Origin of the sequence: Acidovorax sp. T1, assembly GCF_002176815.1 — a bacterium.
Lineage (GTDB): Bacteria > Pseudomonadota > Gammaproteobacteria > Burkholderiales > Burkholderiaceae_C > Acidovorax.
Window position 1 is genome coordinate 1 of record NZ_CP021649.1, and the last position, 16,437, is coordinate 16,437.

The 16,437-nt window shown below is 66.3% G+C and carries 16 protein-coding genes; 15 read left to right on the forward strand and 1 reads right to left on the reverse strand.

Annotated elements, in window-relative coordinates; translation table 11 throughout:
* Positions 1–288: 288 nt before the first annotated feature.
* On the reverse strand, positions 289–762 hold the full coding sequence (locus CCX87_RS19000; RefSeq protein WP_232476752.1) for a MerR family transcriptional regulator: 474 nt from the start codon (positions 760–762) through the stop codon (positions 289–291).
* Positions 763–1,390: 628 nt separating this feature from the next.
* Here CCX87_RS19000 and CCX87_RS19010 point away from each other — a divergent pair.
* Genes CCX87_RS19010 through CCX87_RS19080 form a run of 15 tightly spaced genes read left to right on the forward strand, consistent with a single transcriptional unit; the run spans position 1,391 to position 16,373 of the window.
* Positions 1,391–1,657, forward strand: coding sequence for a hypothetical protein (locus CCX87_RS19010; protein WP_232476753.1), 267 nt, complete (start codon positions 1,391–1,393; stop codon positions 1,655–1,657).
* A gap of 11 nt (positions 1,658–1,668) precedes the next feature.
* Positions 1,669–2,532, forward strand: a complete 864-nt coding sequence (gene ppk2 / locus CCX87_RS19015; RefSeq protein ID WP_087748513.1) for a polyphosphate kinase 2 — start codon at positions 1,669–1,671, stop codon at positions 2,530–2,532.
* Positions 2,533–2,565: 33 nt separating this feature from the next.
* Complete coding sequence (locus CCX87_RS19020; RefSeq protein ID WP_087748514.1) at positions 2,566–5,013, forward strand: heavy metal translocating P-type ATPase; 2,448 nt, start codon at positions 2,566–2,568, stop codon at positions 5,011–5,013.
* Between the two features lie 19 nt (positions 5,014–5,032).
* Positions 5,033–6,361, forward strand: coding sequence for an MFS transporter (locus CCX87_RS19025; RefSeq protein WP_035241126.1), 1,329 nt, complete (start codon positions 5,033–5,035; stop codon positions 6,359–6,361).
* Positions 6,358–6,969 carry a LemA family protein gene (locus CCX87_RS19030; RefSeq protein WP_005795319.1) on the forward strand — a complete coding sequence of 204 codons (612 nt, stop codon included), beginning with the start codon at positions 6,358–6,360 and terminating at the stop codon, positions 6,967–6,969. The genes CCX87_RS19025 and CCX87_RS19030 overlap by 4 nt, the downstream gene beginning before the upstream one ends.
* A 1-nt stretch (position 6,970) precedes the next feature.
* Positions 6,971–7,876, forward strand: coding sequence for a TPM domain-containing protein (locus CCX87_RS19035; protein WP_087748515.1), 906 nt, complete (start codon positions 6,971–6,973; stop codon positions 7,874–7,876).
* Position 7,877: 1 nt separating this feature from the next.
* The gene (locus tag CCX87_RS19040) at positions 7,878–8,375 is read left to right on the forward strand and encodes a TPM domain-containing protein (RefSeq protein WP_086911987.1); all 498 of its coding nucleotides are present in this window, start codon (positions 7,878–7,880) and stop codon (positions 8,373–8,375) included.
* Positions 8,376–8,400: 25 nt separating this feature from the next.
* Positions 8,401–9,759 (forward strand): MBL fold metallo-hydrolase, encoded by a 1,359-nt coding sequence (locus CCX87_RS19045; protein ID WP_087748516.1) that lies wholly within the window; start codon positions 8,401–8,403, stop codon positions 9,757–9,759.
* Positions 9,756–11,297, forward strand: a complete 1,542-nt coding sequence (locus CCX87_RS19050) for a thymidine phosphorylase family protein (protein WP_087748517.1) — start codon at positions 9,756–9,758, stop codon at positions 11,295–11,297. Before CCX87_RS19045 ends, CCX87_RS19050 begins: the two co-directional genes overlap by 4 nt.
* Complete coding sequence (locus CCX87_RS19055; protein ID WP_087748518.1) at positions 11,294–12,193, forward strand: ribose-phosphate pyrophosphokinase; 900 nt, start codon at positions 11,294–11,296, stop codon at positions 12,191–12,193. The genes CCX87_RS19050 and CCX87_RS19055 overlap by 4 nt, the downstream gene beginning before the upstream one ends.
* Complete coding sequence (locus CCX87_RS19060) at positions 12,190–13,365, forward strand: S1C family serine protease (RefSeq protein WP_087748519.1); 1,176 nt, start codon at positions 12,190–12,192, stop codon at positions 13,363–13,365. Before CCX87_RS19055 ends, CCX87_RS19060 begins: the two co-directional genes overlap by 4 nt.
* A 6-nt stretch (positions 13,366–13,371) precedes the next feature.
* Positions 13,372–14,016, forward strand: a complete 645-nt coding sequence (locus tag CCX87_RS19065) for a YqaA family protein (protein WP_005794586.1) — start codon at positions 13,372–13,374, stop codon at positions 14,014–14,016.
* 37 nt (positions 14,017–14,053) lie between these two features.
* Positions 14,054–14,698: a DUF6629 family protein gene (locus CCX87_RS19070; RefSeq protein WP_005794588.1), complete on the forward strand. Its 645-nt coding sequence runs from the start codon at positions 14,054–14,056 to the stop codon at positions 14,696–14,698.
* Entirely contained in the window at positions 14,695–15,357 is a 663-nt protein-coding gene (locus tag CCX87_RS19075) for a class I SAM-dependent methyltransferase (protein ID WP_087748520.1), read from the forward strand. The genes CCX87_RS19070 and CCX87_RS19075 overlap by 4 nt, the downstream gene beginning before the upstream one ends.
* The gene (locus CCX87_RS19080) at positions 15,354–16,373 is read left to right on the forward strand and encodes a hydroxyacid dehydrogenase (protein WP_024815528.1); all 1,020 of its coding nucleotides are present in this window, start codon (positions 15,354–15,356) and stop codon (positions 16,371–16,373) included. Before CCX87_RS19075 ends, CCX87_RS19080 begins: the two co-directional genes overlap by 4 nt.
* Positions 16,374–16,437: the final 64 nt, after the last annotated feature.

Below are 16,437 nucleotides of genomic sequence, written 5' to 3' on the forward strand. Positions count from 1 at the left end.
TGAAGCTCCTAGCGATGGTGAATAAAACTTGCATCTCTCATGCCTTGCTTGGTCGTTGAGGAGATGTGTTGATCGTAGAGAGCGCACCCCAACAGAATCTAGACAGCCCGATGACATTTTTATCAGGGAGCGGCGCGAACTGGAGCGCAAGTTGGTGGATCTGCGGGGGGCAAACGCGGAGGACGGAGGATCTACCCCACGGCTACGCGCCTATCACGACAGCAGTCCGGGTGCCATTGGGCAGCCCCTGGCTTTCGCGCACCCATCCAGCGATGTCGCTCCAGCGAGCTATCGCAATCGATTGATAGGTGGTTGTGGGTCCGCAGGCGGGCCAACAAGTGCAGCGATGATGGGGCAGGGAGACGCCTGCCCTGTCTCCTCGCACCGCGCGAGCATGTCACGCAGTGCACCTCGCATGCGCTCCAGATCCCCGACCTTCTCATCAATCTGCTCAAGGCGTCGCTGCGTCACCGTCTGGATGGCCCGGCGATTCCGTCCGTCCTCAAGGTCCAGCAGCGATCCCACCTCGTCCAACGAGAAGCCCAAGCTCTGCGCCCGCTTGATGAAGCCGATCCGCTGAACCATTGAAGCGTGGTAACGCCGGAAACTGCCTGCGGCCTTCGGGACCGGCAAAAGCCCGCGACCCTGGTAGTAGCGAATCGTCTCTACGCCGACGCCAGCGACTTTGGCCAGTCTGCCGACCGTCATCCAATCGCCCGGGCCTTCGTTCATCGAGGGATCTACCGTTTTCTTCATAGCCATGGCAGGATAACGCTGTACCGCGTAGTTGACCCCTGCCTCCATTTGATTAAGATCAAGATCTCGCAGCTTGCCTAAGCATAGGATTGGTGTCATTGGGTATATAGGCCGCACATGCGCACACATCTCAACCCTCGTAGGATTCGTGCCATCGCGTGGATGGTGCTGGGGGTATGGTTTCTTGCGCTTGCGGCCGGGATGGCGAATGCCTGCCTGTTGGAGTCCCCGGAGCCGCACCACTATGCGTCAGGGTATGAACACGGCAATGGCCACTCCCATGGGGGTCATGAGGGCGCCCACGAAAAGCATGAAGAGGGGAGCCAGGACCCGTCGAAGGCACCTTGCCTGAAACTTTGCGGAGAGGTCAACCAGTCGGCAATTCAGAAGACGCCGACCTTTGCGTTCGACCTTATTGGGCTTCCGCCCCCTTCCTATACTGCCTGGGAACCGGCCCCGGCGCTGGCTCTGCGAGCCATCCTATTGAGGAGCCCCCAGCGGGCTCACCCACAGCCGCCTGCTTGGCTGCTGTTTGCACGTCTCGCGTTATAGCCCCTCCTGTGAGCGCTGTGCCGGCTATGTCCCGCACGCGTCTCGTACGCCTTGACTCTGTACCCGGCTACGGAGTTCTCATATGGGATTTGTCTTCTGGAAGCGCCACTTGGCTCGACCAGACGACAAAAGCCAGCGGCTAAAGGAGAAAGAAATGACATTCGTGCGCTCCATCGCGGTCGTCTTCGGCGCCGCCCTCGTCAGTTTGTTTTCATTCGCGCAAGACGACCATCAGGCCCATCATCCTGCGGGTTCGAGCGCCCCTGGGACTTCGGCTCTAGTGGCGCCGAGCTTCGAGGGCATGCCGGAGCACTCGCGGATCAATGCTGCCTGGAACGAGCAGGCGTAACGGAGAACCCCATGGCAAAGAACAAGAAGGCCGCGACAGGCGCGACGAAAAAGGCTCATGCGGACGTGACCGATGTCGCGCACAACCCGTCGCGCGACGAGGCAACGGAACGCTCGATCGGCCGCGAGGACTATGAGGCGCAGTTGCACATGCTGCAGATAGAACTCGTGAAGCTGCAGCGCCATTTCATCAAGTGCAGCGACCGGATCCTCATCCTCTTGGAGGGACGGGACAGTGCGGGCAAGGATGGCAGCATCAAGCGGCTCGTCGAACACCTGAGTCCGCGGGAAACCCGGGTCGTCGCGCTCAGCAAACCCTCCGATCGGGACCGCACCAGTTGGTACTTCCAGCGCTACGTGCCGCACCTACCGGTCGGCGAAGAACTCGTTGTGTTCAACCGCAGCTGGTACAACCGCGCCGGCGTGGAGCCGGTGATGGGTTTCTGCACGGCTGAGCAGCACGAGGAGTTCATGAACTCCGTGCCGAAGTTCGAGGAGATGCTGGTCAACTCCGGCATCAAGCTGCTGAAGTATTACCTCGACATCGGGAAGAAAGAGCAGACCCGCCGGCTCAGTGAACGCCGCCGTGACCCGCTCAAGCAATGGAAATCAAGTCCGGTCGACGCCGTGGCGCTGAAGCACTGGGACGGCTACACGCGTGCGCGCGACGAGATGTTCATACGCACGCACACCGCTGCCGCTCCCTGGTCCGTCGTGCTCGCCGACAACAAGCGAGTCGCCAGGCTCAACCTGATCAGGGACGTCCTCTCGCGGCTCCACTACGCGGGCAAGAAGCACAAGCTCATCGCACCCGACCGGGAGATCGTCTTCGAGTTCTCGCAGGACTGCCTGGATTCCGGCCGACTCGCACGTTGATACATCGAACAGAACCAACAGGATGAACCATCTATGAAGTCAATCAACGTTGAAGTCGGAGGGCTCATATCGAGCCTGAGCGCGGAGGGAGTACGTCGCAAGTTGCTGCAGCTTCCCGGCGTCCATCACGCGGATGTCAACTACGTTGCGGGAAGCGCAACGGTCCATCTCGACGAACGGCAGCTCAGTGTCGAGGATCTGCGCCGCCGGATCGTGGAGTGCGGCTATCACTGCAGTGGCGAGCAGACGCCTAAGCATGTGTGCGATCCCGCCACGGGCAGTACGGCGGGCCAGCGCCATGACGGACACGCCGATCACGCCGTGTCTGCGAAGCAGGAGGATCACGCGGTGCATTCGGGGCATGCCCATGCAGTCGGAGCGACTGCGACGATGGCCGCCTCGCCGGCCTCCCATGCCGGGCACCAGGGCCACGCAGGCGAGCCCGTCATGGACGACATGATGCACGACATGGGGCACGGGTCTGGGTCGATGCAGGACATGGCCCGGGACATGCGCAATCGGTTCTTCGTGTCCCTGATCTTTTCGATTCCGGTGTTTCTCTATTCGCCGATGGGGAAGATGTTCGGCGACTTCCAGACACCGTTCGGGCTGGACAACAAGCTCTTTCTTTTCATCTTCGCGAGCGCGGCGATCCTCTATCCCGGCTGGCCTTTCTGCATCGCTGCGTGGCGCGCTTTGCGCAACGGTGTCGCCAACATGGCCACGCTGGTCGTGCTGTCGGTGGGCGTGGGATACCTGTTCAGCGTCGGAGCGACCTTCTTCTACGAGGGTGAGGTGTTCTATGAAGCGGCGTCAGTGCTGCTGGTTTTCATCCTGCTGGGCCACTGGTTAGAGATGCGCGCCCGCGCGGGTGCGTCCGACGCGATTCGCGCGCTGATGGATCTCGCGCCACCGATGGCCACCGTCGTGCGCAACGGTGTCGAGACCAAGGTGCCAACCGCCGAGGTCGTGGCCGGTGAACTGGTGGTGATCAAGCCCGGCGACAAGATCCCGGTGGATGGCGAGATCGTCGAAGGAGCCTCGCAGGTCGACGAGTCGATGCTGACCGGCGAGTCGATGCCGGTCAAGAAGGTGGTAGGCAGCACCGTCGTTGGCGCCAGCATCAACAAGAGCGGGAGCTTCCGCTACAAGGCCACGAAGGTCGGTGCGGACACGGCATTGGCCCAGATCGTCAAGCTGGTCCAGGAGGCCCAGAACTCGAAGGCACCCGGCCAGCTGCTGGCCGACCAGGCGTCGCAGTGGCTGGTGCTGGCGGCGATCGTGATTGGCTTGTTGACCTTCAGCGTCTGGTACTGGGTGATGGGCCAGACGCTGCTATTCGCACTCACCTTGACCATCACGGTATTCGTGATCGCATGCCCTGATGCGCTGGGCCTGGCCACGCCGATGGCCATCATGGTCGGGACCGGCCTGGGTGCGATGAACGGCATCCTCTTCAAGAACGCGGCCGCGCTGGAGAACGCTACCAAGCTGACAGTGGTGGTGTTCGACAAAACCGGCACCTTGACACTCGGGCAGCCCGATGTCGTCGAGATCGTGGCCGCGCCCGGTGTCGAAGAGGCGCGGCTTCTGGCGACGGCCGCCGCGGTGGAGAAGTTCTCCGAGCACCCCCTTGCACTCGCAGTGCTCAAGCGTGCGGGGGACATGCCGACGGAGGTCACCGAGAACTTCACCAACATCGATGGGCAAGGTGCACGGGCCACCATCGGGGGCGAGAGGGTGCTGCTCGGGAACCGGCTGCTGATGCAGTCGGAGCAGGTAGACCTGACCGTCCTCGCCAGCGAGGCAACGCGGCTGCAAGGCGGCGGGCGCACGGTGGTCTATGTCGCGCGCGGCGGCCGGCTGATCGGCCTCATCGCAATCGCGGACGCCGTCCGGCCGACCTCGCGCGAGACGATCTCCAAGCTGCAGGCGCGGGGCGTGAAGGTCGCGATGCTGACCGGCGACAACCAGGCGACCGCCGAGCGCATCGGCAAGGAACTGGGCATCGACATCGTCCTTGCGGACGTGCTGCCCGGCCAGAAGGCATCCAAGATCAAGGAGTTGCAGCAGCAGGGCCACAAGGTGGGCATGGTCGGCGACGGCATCAACGACGCTCCAGCGCTGACCCAGGCCGACGTCGGTTTTGCGATCGGCGCCGGGACGGATGTCGCCATGGAAAGCGCCCAGGTGGTGTTGATGAAAAGCGACCCGTACGACGTCGTCGGGGCCATCGAGCTCTCTCGCGCAACGCTGCGCAAGATGCACCAGAACCTATGGTGGGCCGTGGGCTACAACGTGGTCGCCTTCCCGCTTGCGGCTGGGGTGTTGTACCCCTTCACGCTGTCGCCGGAGGTTGCCGCGTTGTCGATGTCCGGCAGTTCTGCGATAGTGGCCATCAATGCACTAATGCTCAAACGCACGCGCTTACCGGGCATCAAGCGCGTCACGTCGCGCACCTCCGCTCAAGCGGTCGCGTGAGCCCGTGCTGCGAGCCACCATGGTCGAGAGCCGCCCGATGAGATCGCCGCCGTCCAAAGCCAGGCTGGCCCGTCAGGACGATCTGGGCGTCGTTCAGCTGGGCTGGCTAGCGGCGGCCGTGTTCGTTGTCTCGGCCGGGTACGGCGCGTTGATGCCCTTGATTCCCGACTGGCTGCGCCCTCTGATGGGTGACGCCGACCCAGCGGTGCTCGCGCGCCATGTCGGCTACCTCAGCGGCATCTACACGGCCGGGATACTTGTGGGGGCGCCACTGTGGGGCGTGCTGGCGGACAGGCTGGGACGCGCCCGCGTGCTGTTGGTCGGGCTGGTCGGCTATGTGGCGAGCCTGCTTCCGCTGCTGCGCCCCGAATCTGTGGGCGTGGTCGGCATCTATGCGCTGCGCGGCGCTGCGGGCTTCTTTGTCGCCGCAGTCGTGCCCGTGGTGCCGGCGCTCGTCGCGCAGTACACGCCGCAGGCGATACGCGCCAAGCGCTTCGCATGGTTGGGCGCGATGTCGCTGCTCGGGTTCCTGTTCGGACCCGGCCTCAACGCCGTCGCGGATCGCCTTGCCGGCTTGGGCGTCTTCGCCGCCCTCGTGCAGGGGTCATCGACCAAGCTCGTGATCGGACTCTCGGCCGCGCTGGGTGCGTTGATGATGCTGGGCCTGGCCGCCACGCTTCCCGCGCCGTCCAGCACTCTGGATGCGGGCCCGAGCGATGACGACGGCCCGCCCGAGAGCCGGTCCTTCACGCTCTGGCTGCTCAATGGCGTGGTCATGTTCGTGCTCGCCGGCTTTGAACTCGGCATCGTGCTGCAGGGCCAGCGTCATCCCGAACTCACGTCGCGCGAGGTGTCGTGGATGTTCGCCGCATGCAGCCTGGTGATGTTGGGCGTCAACGCGGTCCTGTTTTTCACCGGCTTGCTTGAGCGCGCTGATCCCCGTCGCATGTTGGCTGCCGGCATGGTCCTGGGTATCGCGGGACTCGCGGTGCTGGCTCGCCATGGCAGCGAGACCTGGATGTACGTTGGCGTCAGTTTCACAGCGGCGGGCACCGGTATCGTGCTGCCGACCGTTGCCTACCTCGCCGCAGGCTCCGCACGTCGGCGGCTCGGAACCGCGATGGGCGGCCTAGCGGCAGCAGCCGGCTTCGGGCAGACGCTTGGATCGGCAGTCGCCGGCTGGCTGTTCGGCACCGTCATGCAGAGCAGCTTCGCATGGCTCTCCATCCCGCTCGTGGCCACCCTCGCATTCTTGCTGATTCCCCGGCAGTGGTGGCCAGCGAACCCGGCCCTGCTGACAGCTTCACCTTCCTCCACTTCACCCACCTCCACGGAGACCGAACCATGAGACTTATCCTGACGACCCTGCTCGCAGCGCTTGCCCTGTCGCTGAGCGGATGCGGCTACAACGACTTCCAGCGGTTGGACGAACAGACCAAGTCTGCCTGGTCCGAGGTGCTGAACCAGTACCAGCGACGCGCAGATCTGATACCGAACATCGTCGCGACGGTGAAAGGAGAGACCAACTTCGAACAAGAGACGCTGACCCGGGTCGTCGAAGCGCGCGCCAAGGCCACCTCGATTCAGGCTACTCCGGAACTCGTCAACAACCCCGAGGCGTTCCAGAAGTTCCAGGCGGTGCAGGGCGAGCTGTCCGGCGCGCTGAGCAGGCTGCTGGTCGTGAGCGAGAACTACCCGCAGCTCAAAGCCAACCAGGCCTTCCAGGAACTGCGCGCGCAGCTTGAAGGCACCGAGAACCGCATCACCGTGGCCCGCGGGCGCTATGTGAAGGTGGTGCAGGACTACAACGTCCTCACGCGCAGCTTCCCGACCAACATCACGGCCAAGGTGTTCAGCTACGACGTCAAGCCGAACTTCTCCGTCGCCGACGAGAAGGCGATGGCCACGCCGCCCCAGGTCGACTTCGGCGCCTCGGCACCGGCGGCGCGCCCCTGACATGAGCACGCTGAGAACAGCGGTGCCGTACCCGGCCGCCCACCTGCGCCTGGCCCGCATGTTGGCCTGGCTGTTGCTGAGCCTGTTCCTGGTGGTCGCGTCCGCGCAGGAACTGGTAGCTATTCCGCCGCTGCAGGCGCGTGTCACCGACCTCACGGGGACGCTCGCCGCCGATCGGATCGCCTCGCTGGATGCGCAGCTTCGTGCCTTCGAGGAACGCAAGGGCGTGCAGATCGCGGTGCTGATGGTCGGCTCTACGCGGCCAGAACCGGTCGAGCAGTACGCCATGCGGGTGGTCGAACAGTGGAAGCTCGGCCGCCGCAAGGTGGACGATGGCGCACTGCTGCTGGTTGCCAAGGAAGATCGTGCCGTGCGCATCGAGGTTGGCTACGGCATCGAGGGCGCGCTGAGCGATTTGGTGGCGCGGCGCATCATCGACGAAGTAATCACGCCGCGCTTTCGCCAGGGCGATTTCGACGGTGGCATCGCGGCAGGCGCCGAACAGATCATGCGCGTCGTCGACGGCGAAGCCCTGCCTGCGGCGGATCCACGGCGGCAAGGCCGGACCAACGACATCGGCCAGGCCTGGCCCTTCCTGTTCATCGTGGCTTTGATGCTGGGCGGATTGCTGCGCAACGCGCTCGGTCGGGTCCCTGGCGCCGTGGTCACAGCCGGGGTATTGGGTGCTGCGGCGTGGCTGGTGGTGGGCACCCTCGCGGTAGCCGCGCTGGCCGGATTGGCGGGATTCTTCGTCACGCTGCTAGGCATCGGCATGGGCGGCCACGGCGGCATGCATGGGCACCATCGGGGTGGTGGGTGGCCTGGTGGCGGATTCGGCGGCGGCGGAGGAGGATTCCGCGGCGGTGGCGGTGGCTTTGGTGGCGGTGGCGCCTCAGGACGGTGGTGAGATGAACATTCAACGACTTCTTCGCCACCTCGCCACCACCGGCGGCGCGGTACGCCGCGCCTTCCCGCCGCGCACTCTGGACGCCATCGAGCAAGCCATCCGTGCGGGAGAGTCCCAGCATGGCGGCCAGTTGCGCTTTGTGGTCGAGGGCGCGCTGGATGGATCGCCGCTGTGGCGAGACCAGTCGCCGCGCGAGCGAGCGCTGGATCTGTTTGCCCGTATGGGCGTATGGGACACGGCGCATAACAGCGGCGTGCTCATCTACGTGCTGCTGGCCGATCGGGCGGTGGAGGTCGTGGCCGATCGCGGCATCCATGCCTGTTGCGGTGCCGACATGTGGTCAGGTGTGTGCCAGCGCATGGAAGCCCAGTTCGCGCAGGGGCACTTCGAGGCCGGTTCCATGGAAGGCATCGCCGCCGTCAGCCATCTGTTGATGCAGCACTTTCCGCGCGACGCGGGCGACGGAAACGAGTTGCCCGATCGGCCAGTTCTTTTTTGAACGACAACATCCTTGGAGACTTTCCATGCAACTTCAGTTTTTGGGTGCCACGGGCACCGTGACCGGTTCGAAATACCTCCTGCGCCATGGCGACTCGACCATCCTGGTGGACAGCGGCCTGTTCCAGGGCTTTAAGCAGCTGCGGCTGCGCAATTGGGAGCCGCTGCCGGTCGCGCCCAAGACGATCGATGCCGTCGTGCTCACCCACGCCCACATCGATCACAGCGGCTACCTGCCGCTGCTGGCGCGGCAGGGTTTTCGCGGGCGGGTCTATTGCACGTCCGCGACGCATGAGCTATGCAAGATACTGCTCACCGACAGTGGTCATTTGCAGGAAGAAGAGGCGAAGTTCGCCAACCGCTACGGCTTCTCCAAGCACAAGCCCGCGCTGCCGCTGTACACGCGGGAGGATGCCGAGCGCTGCCTGAAGCTTTTCTCACCGCGTCCGTTCGCCGAGGCCTTCGAAGCTCTGCCCGGACTCACAGCCCGGCTGGAGCCCTCGGGGCACATGCTCGGCTCCGCCTTCGTGCACCTCAGCGATGGGCAGCGGTCGGTGCTCTTCTCCGGCGACATCGGCCGCCCGAACGACCCGGTGCTGCGCCCGCCGTTGCAGGTTCCGGGCGCAGACTACCTGCTGGTGGAGTCTACCTACGGCAACCGCAAGCATGAAGAGACTGACGCGCTGGAAAAACTGGAGACCGTGATCAATCAGACCGCCGCCCGCGGCGGTGTCGTGGTCATCCCCGCGTTCGCGGTCGGCCGCGCCCAAAGCCTGATGTATGGCATCTACCAGCTCAAGAAGCAGGGCCGCATCCACCACCTGCCGGTGTACCTCGACAGCCCGATGGCCATCGATGCGACGCAGCTGTATCACGCCCACCGTGACGAGCATCGGCTCTCGCCCGAGGAGTGCGAGGGCATGTGCCACGCCGCGAAGATCGTCAACAAGGTCGAGGAGTCCAAGGCGCTCCGTGCCAGCCGCGGCCCGATGGTGATCATCTCCGCCAGCGGCATGGCCACGGGTGGCCGGGTGGTTCACCACCTGAAGTCCTTCGCACCCGATCGGCGCAACACGATCCTGTTCGCCGGCTACCAGGCGGGTGGAACCCGCGGCGCGGCGATCCTGCATGGTGCGTCCACCGTTCGCATCCATGGCGAAGACGTGCCGATTCGCGCCGAGGTGGCCTCGCTCGACAACCTCTCCGCCCATGCCGATGCCGACGAGATCATCGCGTGGCTGCGCGGCTTCACGCAAACGCCGCGCCGCACGTTCGTGACGCACGGCGAGCCCGAAGCGGCCGATGCGCTGCGCTCGCGGATCGACCATGAACTCGGCTGGGCGGTCTCGGTGCCCGACTACCTGCAGACCGTGGAGCTTGCATGACAGCGCAAATGCATGAAGCCGGCCGCACCAAGGAGGCCGGGAACAGGCTGCAGGCGTGGCGCACGGGCATCGACACCTATCAGGAGCCGGTGGTCTACATGCGGCGCGATTGCCCGGTCTGTCGATCGGAGGGTTTCACGACCCAGGCGCGCGTGCAATTGACGGCCGGCGGCCGAAGCATCGTGGCGACGCTCAGTGTCGTCGACGGTGATTGGCTGGCCGAGAACGTCGCCGGTCTGTCCGAGTCCGCGTGGGCATCGCTGGGTGCGCAGCCGGGTGAGCCGGTCGCGGTCACCCATGCGCCACCGCTGGATTCGCTCAGCCATGTCCGGGCCAAGGTCTACGGCAACTCCCTTGGCGACGCCCAGTTCGGCGCGATCATCTCCGACGTCGCGGCGGGCCGTTACTCGGACCTGCACCTCGCCACCTTCATCACTGCCTGCGCGGGCGATCGCCTCGACCTGGCGGAGACGGTCTCGCTCACGAAAGCCATGATTGGCGTCGGTGACCGCATCGATTGGGCTCGTCCGCTGGTGGTGGACAAGCATTGCGTCGGCGGCCTGCCCGGCAATCGCACAACCCTGCTCGTGGTGCCCATCGTGGCGGCGTGCGGCCTCACGATGCCCAAGACCTCCTCGCGCGCCATCACCTCGCCGGCCGGGACGGCCGACACGATGGAGGTGCTGGCGCCGGTGAACCTGGATGTGCCGAGCATGCGGCGCGTGGTCGAACGCACGGGCGGCTGCATCGTCTGGGGCGGCTCGGTACGGCTCAGCCCCGCCGACGACATCCTCATCCGCGTCGAGCGGCCGCTGGACCTGGACAGCGAGGGCCAGCTCGTCGCCTCGGTCCTGTCCAAGAAGGCCGCCGCGGGCTCGACCCATGTGCTGATCGACCTGCCCGTGGGTGCCACCGCCAAAGTGCGCAGCGCGCAGGCCGCGGCGGCGCTCGGTCGGCGCCTGCAGGAGGTGGGCAGCGCCATCGGCCTGCACGTGGCCTTGCGCGTCACCGATGGTGAGCAGCCGGTCGGCCGCGGGATCGGCCCGGCACTGGAGGCCCGCGACGTGCTGGCCGTCCTACAAGGGACGCCCGAGGCCCCGGCCGACCTGCGGGAGCGAGCGTTGCGGCTGGCGGCGGACATCCTCGAAATGGGCGGTGCAGCGCCCGCCGGCGGCGGCCTGACGCTCGCCGCGCAGGTGCTGGCCGACGGCCGCGCCTGGGCCACGTTCCAGGCGATCTGCGCTGAGCAGGGCGGCCTGCGCAGCATCCCGGTGGCAACGCATCGGCACACCGTCGCATCGCCGTCCACGGGACGGGTCTCCCGAATCGACAACCGGCTGCTCGCGCGGGCGGCCAAGCTCGCCGGAGCACCGACCGCCGCTGCCGCCGGCATCGACGTGCATGCGCGCCTGGGCGACCAGGTCGAAGCGGGACAGCCGCTCTTCACGCTGCACGCCCAGGCGCCGGGCGAGCTGGCCTATGCGCTGCAGTTCGTCCGCTCGCGCCCACCGATCTTCCAGATTTCGGAGAACCTATGAAACCTCTCGTTTTTCACCTGCCGGGCGACGAAGACTTCGCCGATGGACTGATCCGGGCGTTGGGCGCGCAGCGGGCTGCCCTGCAGCTGCACCGGTTCCCGGACGGCGAGTCGCTGGTGCGGCTGGACGCCGACGTCACCGGCCGCACCGTCGTGATCGTGGCCAGCCTGGCACAGCCGGACGCCAAGGCGCTGCCCTTGTTGTTCGCCGCGGACGCAGCGCGCGACCTCGGCGCCACCCGCGTGTTGCTGGCTGCCCCGTACCTGGCGTACCTGCGTCAGGACCGGCGCTTCAACACGGGCGAAGCCATCACGTCCCGCACGTTCGCTGCGCTGGTGTCGACGGTGTTCGACGGTATCGTCACCGTCGATCCCCATCTGCACCGCTACCGCTCGCTCGGCGAGGTCTACCGGGTGCCGACCCGTGTGGTCCAGTCCGCGCCCGCCATCGCGGCCTGGGTCGCAGCCCATGTGGACCGTCCCGTGTTGATCGGACCCGATGCGGAAAGCGAGCAATGGGTCCATGAAGTCGCGCGCTTGGCTGGCGCGCCGTTCACGGTGTTGCAGAAGATCCGCCGGGGCGACAAGGACGTGGAGGTCAGCCTTCCCGACACCGCGGCCCTGGCAGACCGCCAGCCCGTGCTCATCGACGACATCGTGTCCAGCGCGCGCACGATGATCCAGGCCATCGCGAGCGTGCGCCGCGTCGGATTGCCGCCGCCGGTGTGCATCGGTGTGCATGCGCTCTTTGCCGCCGATGCCTATGACGCGCTCCTCGCGGCGGGCCCCCAGCGGGTGCTGACCTGCGACACCGTGCCGCATGCCTCCAATGGCATCAGCGTGGTGGAACCGCTGGCGGCCGCGGTTCAGGACCTGATCGAGGCCAGCGCCACATGAGCGACGACCTTGTACGCCGCCCCTCCGCGCTGCGGCGGCTCTGGCTCCTGCTGGCCCAGGCAATCGCGATTGGCGCGGGTGTCATCATTGCTTGGCGGGCCTTCGGGCCGGCGCCTGTCCCTGTGACGCCCGACGTCGTGGCGGTACAGGAGGCGCCGCATGCGGGCGCCACTACCGGCTCGGCGCCTGCCACACCGAGCGCGATCACAGCCCGCCTGGAGGCGGGGTTTCGCGCCGCCGCCGCCAAGGCGTCCGCTTCGGTTGTGAACATCTACACCCGCAAGACACCTCCGCGCAGGATGCAGAACTGGTTGCGGCCCGATGGCGGCGATGAGGACGCCGCCCAAGGCGCGTCGAGTCTTGGGTCAGGCGTCATCGTCGCGGCCCAGGGCTATATCCTCACGAACAACCATGTCGTGGAGGGCGCCGACGAGATCGCCGTGATGCTGCCAGGCGAGAAGGTTGCCACGGCGCGCGTCGTCGGTATCGATCCGGAGTCGGACCTTGCCGTGCTGCGCGTCGAGGCCACGGGGCTGCAGCCCATCACTTTCGCTGATCCAGCATCGGTGCAGGTCGGCGACATCGTGTTGGCCGTCGGCGATCCGTTCGGGGTCGGCCAGACCGTCACGCAAGGCATTGTGAGTGCCACGGGGCGCAACCGCCTGGGCATCAACACCTTCGAGAACTTCATCCAGACCGACGCCGCGATCAACCCCGGCAATTCGGGCGGCGCGCTCGTCGATGGAAACGGCCATCTCGTCGGCATCAACACCGCCATCTACTCGCGCAGCGGCGGCTCCCAGGGGATCGGCTTCGCGATCCCGGTCAGCTTGGCACGGCAGGTGATGGAGCAGATCATTGCCACCGGCCGCGTGCGCCGGGGCTGGCTGGGGGTGAGCGCCCGCGACGTGATCCACGAGGCCACCGGTGCCACCGGGGGCGCCGCACTGGTGGCGGTGCAGCGCGGCGGGCCTGCCGATCGCGCCGGGCTGAGGCCCCGTGACACGGTGCTTGCGATCAACGGCAAGGAGATCCCGGACACCGCCGGCCTGATCGGCGAAACAGCCGCGGTCGCACCGGGCAGCAACGCCCAATTCAAGATCCTGCGCGGCCGCGAGACGGTGACCGTACAAGTCGAACTCGGGCAGCGGCCCGCGGTCCGCAAGCCCTGAGCGCCGATGACGATGCTGCACGAAACCGTCGAGACCGGCCTGCTGCGCGCGCTGACCCGCGGGGCGGAGACGCGTGCCTTTCCCCTCATCGTGGCGGCCGTGGCCATGGCCACCACGCTGTCGATGACGATTCCGTTCGGAACGTTGCTCGTCGCTGCCGTGCTACTCGCCCCGCGGCGCTGGCGGAGCATCGCCGCGACCTCCAGCATCGGCGCGGCCATTGGCGCACTGGTCCTCTATCTCGTGTTTCATCACTTGGGCTGGAACCGTTTCTTCGTCGCCTACCCCGACGTGGTGCGATCGACGGCCTGGCGTGACGCCACGTCCTGGCTCGGCGGGTACGGCGTGCCCGCGCTGCTGGTCATTGCAGCGCTCCCGGTACCGCTGACGCCTGCCCTCATGTTCGCGGCAATCTCCCGGCTGCCGGTGGCCGAGGTTCTTCTGGCGCTCTGGTTGGGCAAGCTGGTGAAGTACACGCTCTATGCGTGGCTTGCATCTGCTTTCCCATCGCCCTGGATCCGCAGGGTCCAGGACCGGACGGCGACCCTGCACGCCGCGCTGAGCCGCGCCCAGGCGCTCGATCCGGGTTCGCAGCATCGAGCCGCACCGGGAACATCTCCGCCAGGACCGACAGATCGGCCACAGCCATGAACGCCATGACACCCACATTCAAGAGGAAATGACAGCGATGTGTTTTTCTGCACCAGCCAGTTTCACGGCAGCCGCGGTACTTCTGGGGACGGGGATCGTCACCGTGCGCCGGGTCCGCGCGTGGCGCGAAGTGCCTTACGCGGCCATCCCGTTGCTCTTTGGGATTCAGCAGCTACTCGAAGGCATGTTGTGGCTGACATTCCCCGACCGCGCGCCCTTGCTGAAGGTGGTGCTGACGCATCTTTATTCGTTCTTCTCGCACGTCCTGTGGCCGATCTACGTGCCGCTGGCCGCCCTGGCGCTGGAGACCGTTCCGTGGCGCCGTCGGGTTCTCGCGGGCATCGCGCTCGCAGGCGCGCTCGTCGGGGTGTACCTTTTGGTGATGCTGGTGCGACTGCCCATCACCGCGCGCGTGGTCGGCCAGCACATCTTCTACGACTCCCCGCACTTCTACGTCCTGACCACGATGGCCTTGTACCTGATCGGCACCTGCGCAGGTCTGATGGTCTCCAGCCACCGGCGCGTAGCGGCTTTCGGAAATGCGGCCTTCGTGTCCGCGGTCGCCGCCTATTTTTTTTATGCGACCTGGTTCATCTCGGTGTGGTGCTTCTTCGCCGGGGTCCTCAGCATCATCGTGCTGTGGCAGTTCCGTGAACCCCGAGCGAGGCTCGCCGTGCAATGACGGATCGTCCGGCCGGCTTCAGGCCCGCACTTGCCCACCACGTGCTCACGCCCCTGTACGACCGGGTGGTGGTGCTGACCACGCGCGAGCAAGCGTTCAAGCCGGCCCTCGTGGCGCAGGCGTCGATCCAGCATGGCCACGACGTATCGGACGCCGGATGCGGAACGGGGACGTTCGCCCTCCTTGCGGCCACCGCGTGCCCGCAGGCCCGTGTCACCGGGGTGGATGCCGACCCCGCCATCCTGTCGCTGGCCCGCCGGAAGGCGGCGAGCGTGGCGGCGCCGATCCGATTCGACGAAGGCCTGTCGACATACCTGCCTTACGGCGATGGCTCGTTCGATCGGGTCGTATCGAGCGTCTTCTTCCGTCACCTGGCGCACGCGGACAAACTGAAAGCGGCCCGCCAGATGCATCGCGTTCTGCGCGTTGGCGTTCAACTGCACTTCGCGGACCGGGAGCGCTCGCGCCGACCGATCAGCCGTACGGCGTTCTTCGCCGTTCAACTGCTCGATGGCTTCGAGACCACGCGCGACGCGGTCGCCGGTCACTTGCCGTCGGTGCTCGCGCAAGCAGGGTTTGCGCAGGTTGCCGAGACACGGCAATTCGTTGCCATCTTCCACATCCTGTCCCTGTACAGCGCCATCAAGGTTGCGCCATGACCGAGGACCATCGTCTTAGTGTTCTGTTCACCGACTTCGCACCAACGGACCAAGCGGCGATGCAGCAATGGCTTCCGGCCCACTGGCACGCGCACTTCGTCCAGCGCGAGCACCTGGTGGCGTCCGACACCGAAGATGGGGCGATCGAGGTCCTTTGCGTGTTCGTGCGCACGCGGGTGGACGAATCGGTGCTTCGCATGCTGCCGCGCTTGCGGCTCGTCGCCACCCGCTCCGCGGGCTTCGACCACATTGACCTGGAGGCGTGTCGAAAACGCGGCATTGCCGTCTGCCATGTGCCGGACTACGGGTCGGCCAGCGTCGCAGAGCATGCCTTTGCACTGTTGCTGGGCGTGACACGCCATCTGACGCAGGCCCACGAGCGGGCGCGCCAGGGCTCGTTCGCCTACCGCGGACTCACCGGCTTCGAGCTGGAAGGCAGGACGCTGGGCATCGTCGGCCTGGGCCGCATCGGACGCCACGTGGCGCGTATCGCCGTGGGGTTCGGCATGGACGTTCTCGCCTACGACCCCGCCTTCGCTGCTTCGGCTGCGCGCCCAGCTGGCGTGTCCCTCGTGACATGGGAGCAGGTCCTGCAAGGCAGCGACATCCTGAGCCTGCATGTTCCGGCCACCGAGGCCACGCGCCACCTCATCGACGCCCGGGCCTTCGCGCGCATGAAGCCTGGCGTGGTAGTGATCAATACGGCACGTGGAGCGCTGATCGACGAGGCCGCCTTGCTGCGCGCGCTGGACGACGGCAGTGTCGCAGCCGCCGGCCTGGACGTGCTGGAGCAAGAAGGCGCGCTGTCTCCCGAGGTGCCCACGGGCTGCGGGGGGCTCGGTTGCGATACCGGCTGGATGGCGTCCAGCCCGCTGCTGACCCATCCGCGCGTGCTCGTGACTCCCCACGTCGGTTTCAACACGACAGAGGCGATCGCGCGCATCTTCGACGAGACCATCTCGAACATCGCAGCCTGGCATGCGGGCCGGCTGCGCAACAGGGTGGATGAGCCGTGATGCGCCCTGACCGCTCCGTTTCTGCCGCGCGCCTTCCGGACCGTCCACCGCAACGCTCGGCGCT

Coding starts and splice junctions, on each gene's coding strand:
- CCX87_RS19030 (WP_005795319.1), top strand. CDS start 6,358: ATGAGACTTATCCTGACGACCCTGCTCGCAGCGCTTGCCCTGTCGCTG.
- CCX87_RS19040 (WP_086911987.1), top strand. CDS start 7,878: ATGAACATTCAACGACTTCTTCGCCACCTCGCCACCACCGGCGGCGCG.
- CCX87_RS19060 (WP_087748519.1), top strand. CDS start 12,190: ATGAGCGACGACCTTGTACGCCGCCCCTCCGCGCTGCGGCGGCTCTGG.
- CCX87_RS19020 (WP_087748514.1), top strand. CDS start 2,566: ATGAAGTCAATCAACGTTGAAGTCGGAGGGCTCATATCGAGCCTGAGC.
- CCX87_RS19080 (WP_024815528.1), top strand. CDS start 15,354: ATGACCGAGGACCATCGTCTTAGTGTTCTGTTCACCGACTTCGCACCA.
- CCX87_RS19000 (WP_232476752.1), bottom strand. CDS start 762: ATGGCTATGAAGAAAACGGTAGATCCCTCGATGAACGAAGGCCCGGGC.
- CCX87_RS19025 (WP_035241126.1), top strand. CDS start 5,033: ATGGTCGAGAGCCGCCCGATGAGATCGCCGCCGTCCAAAGCCAGGCTG.
- CCX87_RS19055 (WP_087748518.1), top strand. CDS start 11,294: ATGAAACCTCTCGTTTTTCACCTGCCGGGCGACGAAGACTTCGCCGAT.
- CCX87_RS19045 (WP_087748516.1), top strand. CDS start 8,401: ATGCAACTTCAGTTTTTGGGTGCCACGGGCACCGTGACCGGTTCGAAA.
- ppk2 (WP_087748513.1), top strand. CDS start 1,669: ATGGCAAAGAACAAGAAGGCCGCGACAGGCGCGACGAAAAAGGCTCAT.
- CCX87_RS19070 (WP_005794588.1), top strand. CDS start 14,054: ATGTGTTTTTCTGCACCAGCCAGTTTCACGGCAGCCGCGGTACTTCTG.
- CCX87_RS19075 (WP_087748520.1), top strand. CDS start 14,695: ATGACGGATCGTCCGGCCGGCTTCAGGCCCGCACTTGCCCACCACGTG.
- CCX87_RS19065 (WP_005794586.1), top strand. CDS start 13,372: ATGACGATGCTGCACGAAACCGTCGAGACCGGCCTGCTGCGCGCGCTG.
- CCX87_RS19010 (WP_232476753.1), top strand. CDS start 1,391: ATGGGATTTGTCTTCTGGAAGCGCCACTTGGCTCGACCAGACGACAAA.
- CCX87_RS19035 (WP_087748515.1), top strand. CDS start 6,971: ATGAGCACGCTGAGAACAGCGGTGCCGTACCCGGCCGCCCACCTGCGC.
- CCX87_RS19050 (WP_087748517.1), top strand. CDS start 9,756: ATGACAGCGCAAATGCATGAAGCCGGCCGCACCAAGGAGGCCGGGAAC.